5 protein-coding genes, 15 tRNA genes and 1 rRNA gene (1 of these 21 cut by a window edge) are annotated in these 7500 nt (G+C 43.9%); 20 read left to right on the top strand and 1 reads right to left on the bottom strand.

Annotation, left to right across the window (positions count from 1 at the left end):
• Nucleotides 1-254 precede the first annotated feature (254 nt).
• The 19 genes from VZF35_RS14510 (at nt 255) to VZF35_RS14420 (ending at nt 5151) form a co-directional block, all read left to right on the top strand.
• The gene (locus VZF35_RS14510) at nt 255-923 is read left to right on the top strand and encodes a Crp/Fnr family transcriptional regulator (protein WP_407305847.1); all 669 of its coding nucleotides are present in this window, start codon (nt 255-257) and stop codon (nt 921-923) included.
• A 329-nt stretch (nt 924-1252) separates the two neighbouring features.
• Nucleotides 1253-1693 (top strand): hypothetical protein, encoded by a 441-nt coding sequence (locus VZF35_RS14505; RefSeq protein WP_407305845.1) that lies wholly within the window; start codon nt 1253-1255, stop codon nt 1691-1693.
• A 25-nt stretch (nt 1694-1718) separates the two neighbouring features.
• Nucleotides 1719-2657, top strand: coding sequence for a sulfite exporter TauE/SafE family protein (locus VZF35_RS14500; protein WP_407305843.1), 939 nt, complete (start codon nt 1719-1721; stop codon nt 2655-2657).
• Between the two features lie 40 nt (nt 2658-2697).
• On the top strand, nt 2698-3291 hold the full coding sequence (locus tag VZF35_RS14495; RefSeq protein WP_407305841.1) for a DUF1847 domain-containing protein: 594 nt from the start codon (nt 2698-2700) through the stop codon (nt 3289-3291).
• 436 nt (nt 3292-3727) lie between these two features.
• A tRNA-Glu gene (locus tag VZF35_RS14490) sits at nt 3728-3803 on the top strand.
• A gap of 12 nt (nt 3804-3815) precedes the next feature.
• Nucleotides 3816-3891: transfer RNA gene (locus tag VZF35_RS14485), tRNA-Val, on the top strand.
• 7 nt (nt 3892-3898) lie between these two features.
• Nucleotides 3899-3974 (top strand) — tRNA-Asp (locus VZF35_RS14480).
• A gap of 21 nt (nt 3975-3995) precedes the next feature.
• A tRNA-Tyr gene (locus VZF35_RS14475) sits at nt 3996-4079 on the top strand.
• 105 nt (nt 4080-4184) lie between these two features.
• Nucleotides 4185-4259: transfer RNA gene (locus VZF35_RS14470), tRNA-Met, on the top strand.
• A gap of 42 nt (nt 4260-4301) precedes the next feature.
• Nucleotides 4302-4376, top strand: a tRNA-Gln gene (locus tag VZF35_RS14465).
• 3 nt (nt 4377-4379) lie between these two features.
• Nucleotides 4380-4455 (top strand) — tRNA-Lys (locus VZF35_RS14460).
• An 8-nt stretch (nt 4456-4463) separates the two neighbouring features.
• Nucleotides 4464-4538: transfer RNA gene (locus tag VZF35_RS14455), tRNA-Gly, on the top strand.
• 6 nt (nt 4539-4544) lie between these two features.
• Nucleotides 4545-4621: transfer RNA gene (locus tag VZF35_RS14450), tRNA-Arg, on the top strand.
• Between the two features lie 15 nt (nt 4622-4636).
• Nucleotides 4637-4712: transfer RNA gene (locus VZF35_RS14445), tRNA-Thr, on the top strand.
• A 5-nt stretch (nt 4713-4717) separates the two neighbouring features.
• A tRNA-Leu gene (locus tag VZF35_RS14440) sits at nt 4718-4802 on the top strand.
• Nucleotides 4803-4820: 18 nt separating this feature from the next.
• A tRNA-Ser gene (locus VZF35_RS14435) sits at nt 4821-4911 on the top strand.
• 7 nt (nt 4912-4918) lie between these two features.
• Nucleotides 4919-4993: transfer RNA gene (locus VZF35_RS14430), tRNA-Asn, on the top strand.
• Nucleotide 4994: 1 nt separating this feature from the next.
• A tRNA-Ile gene (locus VZF35_RS14425) sits at nt 4995-5072 on the top strand.
• A gap of 5 nt (nt 5073-5077) precedes the next feature.
• Nucleotides 5078-5151, top strand: a tRNA-Gly gene (locus VZF35_RS14420).
• 133 nt (nt 5152-5284) lie between these two features.
• Here VZF35_RS14420 and VZF35_RS14415 read toward each other — a convergent pair.
• On the bottom strand, nt 5285-5647 hold the full coding sequence (locus tag VZF35_RS14415; protein WP_407305839.1) for a CoA-binding protein: 363 nt from the start codon (nt 5645-5647) through the stop codon (nt 5285-5287).
• 334 nt (nt 5648-5981) lie between these two features.
• Between VZF35_RS14415 and VZF35_RS14410 the strand changes: the two genes are divergently transcribed.
• Nucleotides 5982-7500: ribosomal RNA gene (locus VZF35_RS14410) — 16S ribosomal RNA — on the top strand (it continues 47 nt past the right edge of the window).

Genomic DNA, 7500 nt, shown 5'->3' with positions numbered 1-7500 from the left:
CCACGCCCGACTGTCGTACAAGCAAAGATTAACTTGTAATAGTTTTCTTGCAATTAGTTATATTAATTGCAAGAAAGCATCGCGGCAATTAGTCAATTATTACAAAGGTTAGAATTTATGAATAATGTAACATAAAATGTTTTGTTTTTATATACAATGGGTATATCTATTCTATTTTTGCATGATATCAAGGATTTATTGTAGTATCTTTTACAGGAAGTGTGTTAAACTGTTATTGTTTGGAGGAAGATATTATGGAAAATATTAATTATGAAGCTTTAACGTTCGACGAACATGAGAAAAATCTCATTAGGGAATACGGGACAGTGGTTCATTACCCTAAAGGACAAATTATTTTTTCAGCCGGAGATACAGCTGATAGGATATACTTAATTGAGAAGGGTTTCGTTAAGATTTATCGGATTACTCCCGATGGACGAAGGGTTACGGTTGGAAGTATGCGAAGCCCAGGACAGCTTATGGGGTTGGCTGAAACTTTATATCATGGTGAGCGTACCTGTTTTGCCGGTGCTATCAACGATTCTACCCTAGTTGTCGTACGTAAATCACGGTTTGAAGAATTACTAGTGCGGCAGCCCTCCATAGCGATTAAGGTTGCAACCACTTTGGGGATAAGAATGCGTGAAGCTGAAGCTATTATTCAAGAAATGGTATGTTGGCAGGTTCCTGGCAGACTTGCTATGTTGCTTTTAAAAATGTCCGAACGAGCAGGGGTAGAAACTGAAGCTGGTACAAAGATTACCTTACGCTTGACGCATGAGGAAATAGCCTGTATGATCGGTACCTCACGACAAACTGTGACATCGCTTCTCAATACGTTTAAACAGGAGAACAGCATATTCATTGAAGGACGAGAAATGTATATTCTTGATGCAGATAAATTAATGAAATGGATTGTATAAAGGGGACTGGCTTATTACGCTAGTCTCTAATTTTTTATAGAGTTGGCGGAGCTAATAGGGCGGTATCTACATGTCATGAACATGACAAGGTTATAGCATAAGACATGAAATAAATAGAGTCATTCGTACGACATATTTTAGGTCACTGGAATGACTAATAATAGGTCTTAAGCATGACAATAATATGGTCAATATATTGACAAAAATTTTGTCAATGCTAAGACAAAAATACATATGACAATTTGTTATCCTTCTAGATAAAGATAGTAGGCTAATGCTTTGTGAAGGGAGGCGCAAGGGAAAATTGGTTTAGCCTTTTATTAACACTATTGGCAAGTGAGGCGTTTTCTATGGCCAAAGTTTCTAAAATAGTGAAATCTTTTAAAGACCCGCATCGAGAAAAAATACAACGTTTAAAGGGTAGATATCAAGAGTTAGATGAACTTTCAAATGTCGCGGTAGAGATAGGTGATACTGCAGCCTATAAATCTCTTCAGGTAGAGATGAAGGAAGTATTTTTTGATTACTTGACAGCAATAGTTGTCGACTCAGTTTACAAATTAGTTCCTCACGTCCTCATAATATGGCTAATTAGTCTTAAATGGTCAAGCATTACCATCCCAATCATAAACCGGAACGTCAATATACTTGGGGGATACCTAATCGTATATCTAATGTTCAATTTCGGGCAACTGTTTGCTAGGAAAATCTGGAATAGATTGTTCCAATTCGGAATTACTGTTTTCAGAAGACTATCGACAACTCATTAAAGAATTATATTGGAGGAAGATATTTATGCATTTCACAATGGCTGGTGTAGATGCTAGTCCGATAGCCCTGATCCTTTGGGGGATCTTCGTCGGTTATGTTTTCACATCTGTTGGTGCTGCTGGAGGAATTCTGGCGGGGGTAGGACATATGAGCCTTTTTGGGCTCAAAAAGGCGAATATGGTTAAGCCAATGAATCAGATTTTAACCCTTGTAAGTCCGATCGTGGGAACGCCACTTTATCTCAGAGAAAAGCGAATTGTGGTCCCTACTGCTGTCGCTCTGGGGTTAGGCGGCATAGCCGGTGCAATGATTGGATCAACTCTTTCGTCATCGCTTCTAAAAGAAATGTCGACCTTCCAACCTTATTTTGGTTTTTTCACATTGGCAATTTCATTCCGAATCTTTTACGAATGTACTCCAAAGTTTATAGCGGGTCAAAAAGGGGTAAAAGCAGCCAACGAGTTATTTGCCGCAAAAGTCAAAGAACTTAAGGCCTCCGGTAAAATGAATGAAATCAAGGAAATAGGTGTGAATTTTAACAAAATAGGGATACAGAATACATTTACATTTGCTGGGCAAGAGTTTAAGTATAGTGCTGTGACCGTCTTTATTACCGGACTCATCGTAGCAATTATTTCTGCTTCCCTAGGTGTCGGTGGTGGATTTCTGTTAGTTCCATTTATGACCAGCGTAATGGGATTCCCTATGTATATTGTCGCAGGAACATCGGTTCTTTCAATTCTAGTGTCTTCCTCGACGAGTATTCTTAACTACATTTCTATGGGTAGTCACGTGGATGTGAAATTCCTTCTGTTTGAATTGATTGGGGTTGCAATCGGAACGGTCGTAGCTGCTCGTGTCTCGAAGTATATTAATGCTCGTTACATGAAGATCTTCTTATCAATTGTTTTATTCTATATTGGTCTAAAGTATATGCTCCTACTAGTAGGCGTTACTATTTAATTTAGTATAATAGTGATAGGTTTGAAGAGGGGGTCTTAAGATGAAATGTGCATCGTGCAAGATGAAGACTAAAAATATGTGTGACAAGGAAGGGTTTGACTGTACAGGAGGCAAGTATACTTTAGAAGAATGTTACGAGGAATCAAATAAACCATTTCACCGATTAAGCGGCTGTTTCCAAGCAGAGTACGGGAATAACTTGAGTCGACTTGATGAAGTAATAATGTTCGCAAAGAAAATGGGCTATAAAAAAATTGGTATGGCTTTTTGTGTAGGATTAGCTGAAGAAGCTGGGATATTGGAACAGATTTTATCGAAACATTTTGAAGTTTATTCAACATGTTGTAAAATAGGTGGACTTAAAAAGGAAGACTATGAAATTCCTAAAGTTAATCAAGATAAGACCGAGATTGTTTGTGACCCGATTCTTCAAGCAAAAGTGTTAAATAATGATAAGACCGAATTGAACTTAGCGGTCGGGCTGTGCGTCGGGCATGATATGTTGTTTAATAAGTACTCAGAGGCCCCTGTTACTACGTATGCAGTCAAAGACCGTAGTTTGGGTCATAACCCTTTGGCAGTTTGCTATTCTAGTTATTTAAAGAAAAAATATCTAAATAAAAAATACGAATAAAAAACATCAAGATGTTGGAATAATTTATTATGGGCTGTAGCAACCTTCTTTAAGAAACGCTACAGCCCTTTCAAATGTGGCTTGCAGTTTCGCATTTTGAAGGTCAGCATCCTCCTTTGGTTCAATCAAGCAAAGAAGTTGTTCCTAGACTCCATGTCATTACATTTCAACTAAGGTGCTGAGGGCATCCTAGGTTTTAGGTACGGGGCCAAATGTGAAGAGGGAAATGGGAAGGCCGAGCATCTCTCCCTTTCATTTTCATTGCGAACAAATCTCAATATGAGGTAGTGTTTGTCATATTTGAAGAAAATACTCTGTCGAATGTTTGGGTAAACTTGAGCTATAAAGTTATCAAAAAAACTTTTAAAAAAATAATTACAAAGTTGTTGACATTTTGGCGACGTTCAGCTATACTAAAAAAGTTCTCAAAAGCAGTGGCCCGTTGGTCAAGCGGTCTAAGACATCGCCCTTTCACGGCGGTTACACGGGTTCGAATCCCGTACGGGTCACCAAATCAAATATTAGGGTGATTAGCTCAGTTGGTAGAGCGCCTGCCTTACAAGCAGGATGTCGGCAGTTCGACCCTGTCATCGCCCACCATTATTACGGCCCCGTGGTGTAGTGGTCAACATGCCTGCCTGTCACGCAGGAGATCGTCGGTTCAAGTCCGATCGGGGTCGCCACATTTAAACATTAATCCTATTGGGTAGGTGGCCGAGTGGTTAAAGGCGACAGACTGTAAATCTGTTCCGCGAGGTAAGATGGTTCGAATCCATCCCTGCCCACCATTTCAGAAATCTGAAGTCAGAGGTCAAGGCCCTTAAAAAGGCAAGAGCCGATGACGTTAGAACAGCCAGAAGTACATCATGTGACGTGCTTTGGCGCAATATTGTCGCGGGGTGGAGCAGCGGTAGCTCGTCGGGCTCATAACCCGAAGGTCGTCGGTTCAAATCCGGCCCCCGCAACCAAGTTATTAAATCTCGGGAATGCCTGGATTTAATATATATCGCTGGGGTGTCGCCAAGTGGTAAGGCACCAGACTTTGACTCTGGCATTCGTAGGTTCGAATCCTCCCACCCCAGCCATTTGAGCCATTAGCTCAGTCGGTAGAGCACCTGACTTTTAATCAGGGTGTCCCGCGTTCGAGTCGCGGATGGCTCACCAACTCGCCCGCGGGTGTAACTCAGTGGTAGAGTGTCACCTTGCCAAGGTGAAAGTCGCGAGTTCGAATCTCGTCACCCGCTCCAAAATGTGCGCTCGTAGCCCAGCTGGATAGAGCGTCTGACTACGAATCAGAAGGCCGGGAGTTCGAATCTCTCCGAGCGCACCAGTAAAACAATAAGATGCCGTTGTAGCTCAGTTGGTAGAGCGTATCCTTGGTAAGGATAAGGTCACCGGTTCAATCCCGGTCAATGGCTCCATAATTGCGGGAGTGGCGTAATTGGCAGACGCGCACGTTTGAGGGGCGTGTGGGTAACTCCGTACGGGTTCAAGTCCCGTCTTCCGCACCAAATAAGAATTATTTTCGTGGAGAAGTACTCAAGTGGCTGAAGAGGACGGTTTGCTAAACCGTTAGGGTGGGTAACTGCCGCGAGGGTTCAAATCCCTCCTTCTCCGCCAGATACATTCCTCGATAGCTCAATGGTGGAGCAACCGGCTGTTAACCGGTAGGTTGTAGGTTCGAGTCCTACTCGGGGAGCCATGGCAGGGTAGCCAAGTCGGTCTAAGGCAAGCGGTTCATACCCGCTCATCCGAGGGTTCAAATCCCCCCCCTGCTACCAAATATGCGGGTGTAGCTCAATGGTAGAGCACTAGCCTTCCAAGCTAGCTACGTGGGTTCGATTCCCATCACCCGCTCCATAAGACGATATAACCGCACTAATGGTGCGGTTTTTTAATAATCAATTTATTGAGGAACTCCTTTATTATTATTCTATCTATAGTCGTATTTTTTTATCTAACGGTATTTCGAGTTTCGATAAGAATGCATTCGTTATAAATCAGCAACTCTATGGCTTTCTCCGTTAGAAATTGCCTTAGTGCTTTCACTGCCAGGTTGCATCCATACACGTTTTATCCCTAAGTCAATACACTCTTGAATAATTTGTTCGGTTATTTGTGACGGAACGACAACATTGATCGCATCAGGCTTTATTGCTAATGCGGAAAGTGTGGGAACGCAAGGGGCTCCTTGGATACTATTAAGCCTAGGATTAACAGCGTAAACTGAGTAACCCTTATTTTTAAGTTGAATGTATATTTTATAACCGAATTTAGAATGGTTCTCCGAAACTCCAATTACAGCCCAGACTTTTTGATTTAGAAATTTACTGATATCACTAGGCGTTCGTTGCATTCTCCTTTCTGTAAAATATTACAATAGTTTATAGTAAACGCAGTTAAATGGTAAATTGCAATTTTCTTATGGATTAAGTAATAGATGTAACATAAAAAATAATATTGCATATAATGGTTGACAAAGGTGCTTTAAAAATGCTATTATAGTTAAGCGCCGCAAGACATACCGAGTTGGCTTAACTGCCTCTGAGGTTTACTACTGCGGGATAACGAGTACATCCATGGTCTTTGAAAACTAAACAACAAGGACAGCCAATGAGAGGAACTCGCAAGAGTTCCACAAAGAAATCAAGAGCAAGATATCAACTTCAAACAAAGAAGTAGAGATAACTTTTTTGGAGAGTTTGATCCTGGCTCAGGACGAACGCTGGCGGCGTGCCTAACACATGCAAGTCGAACGGAGAATTCAATAAGTTTACTTAGAGAATTTTTAGTGGCGGACGGGTGAGTAACGCGTGGGTAACCTACCCAACAAACCGGGACAACCCTTGGAAACGAGGGCTAATACCGGATACGCTTAAGCTTTGGCATCAAAGCATAAGGAAAGATGGCCTCTGAAGATGCTATCGATGATGGATGGACCCGCGTCTGATTAGCTGGTTGGTGGGGTAAAGGCCTACCAAGGCGACGATCAGTAGCCGGCCTGAGAGGGTGAACGGCCACACTGGGACTGAGACACGGCCCAGACTCCTACGGGAGGCAGCAGTGGGGAATCTTCCGCAATGGACGAAAGTCTGACGGAGCAACGCCGCGTGTATGATGAAGGTCTTCGGATTGTAAAGTACTGTCTTTAGGGAAGAACGGTCTTCTTGAAAATATTGAGGGGACATGACGGTACCTAAGGAGGAAGCCCCGGCTAACTACGTGCCAGCAGCCGCGGTAATACGTAGGGGGCGAGCGTTGTCCGGAATTATTGGGCGTAAAGGGCGCGTAGGCGGGTATTTAAGTCCGGTGTGAAAGATCAGGGCTCAACCCTGAGAGTGCATCGGAAACTGGGTATCTTGAGGACAGGAGAGGAAAGTGGAATTCCACGTGTAGCGGTGAAATGCGTAGATATGTGGAGGAACACCAGTGGCGAAGGCGACTTTCTGGACTGTAACTGACGCTGAGGCGCGAAAGCGTGGGGAGCAAACAGGATTAGATACCCTGGTAGTCCACGCCGTAAACGATGAGTGCTAGGTGTAGAGGGTATCGACCCCTTCTGTGCCGGAGTTAACACAATAAGCACTCCGCCTGGGGAGTACGGCCGCAAGGTTGAAACTCAAAGGAATTGACGGGGGCCCGCACAAGCGGTGGAGCATGTGGTTTAATTCGACGCAACGCGAAGAACCTTACCAGGGCTTGACATCCTCTGAATCTCTTGGAAACAAGGGAGTGCCCTTCGGGGAGCAGAGAGACAGGTGGTGCATGGTTGTCGTCAGCTCGTGTCGTGAGATGTTGGGTTAAGTCCCGCAACGAGCGCAACCCCTGTATTTAGTTGCTAACACGTAGTGGTGAGCACTCTAGATAGACTGCCGGTGATAAACCGGAGGAAGGTGGGGATGACGTCAAATCATCATGCCCCTTATGTCCTGGGCTACACACGTGCTACAATGGCCAGTACAGACGGAAGCGAAGCTGTGAAGTGGAGCCAATCCGAGAAAGCTGGTCTCAGTTCGGATTGCAGGCTGCAACTCGCCTGCATGAAGTCGGAATCGCTAGTAATCGCAGGTCAGCATACTGCGGTGAATACGTTCCCGGGCCTTGTACACACCGCCCGTCACACCACGAAAGTCTGCAACACCCGAAGCCGGTGAGGTAACCCGCAAGGGAGCTAGCCGTCGAAGGTGGGGCCGATGATTGGGGTGAAGT

The organism is Desulfosporosinus paludis (assembly GCF_045689965.1).
Lineage (GTDB): Bacteria > Bacillota > Desulfitobacteriia > Desulfitobacteriales > Desulfitobacteriaceae > Desulfosporosinus > Desulfosporosinus paludis.
The sequence above is the reverse complement of the archived record's forward strand: the minus strand, read 5'-3'. Positions and strand labels throughout refer to the sequence as shown.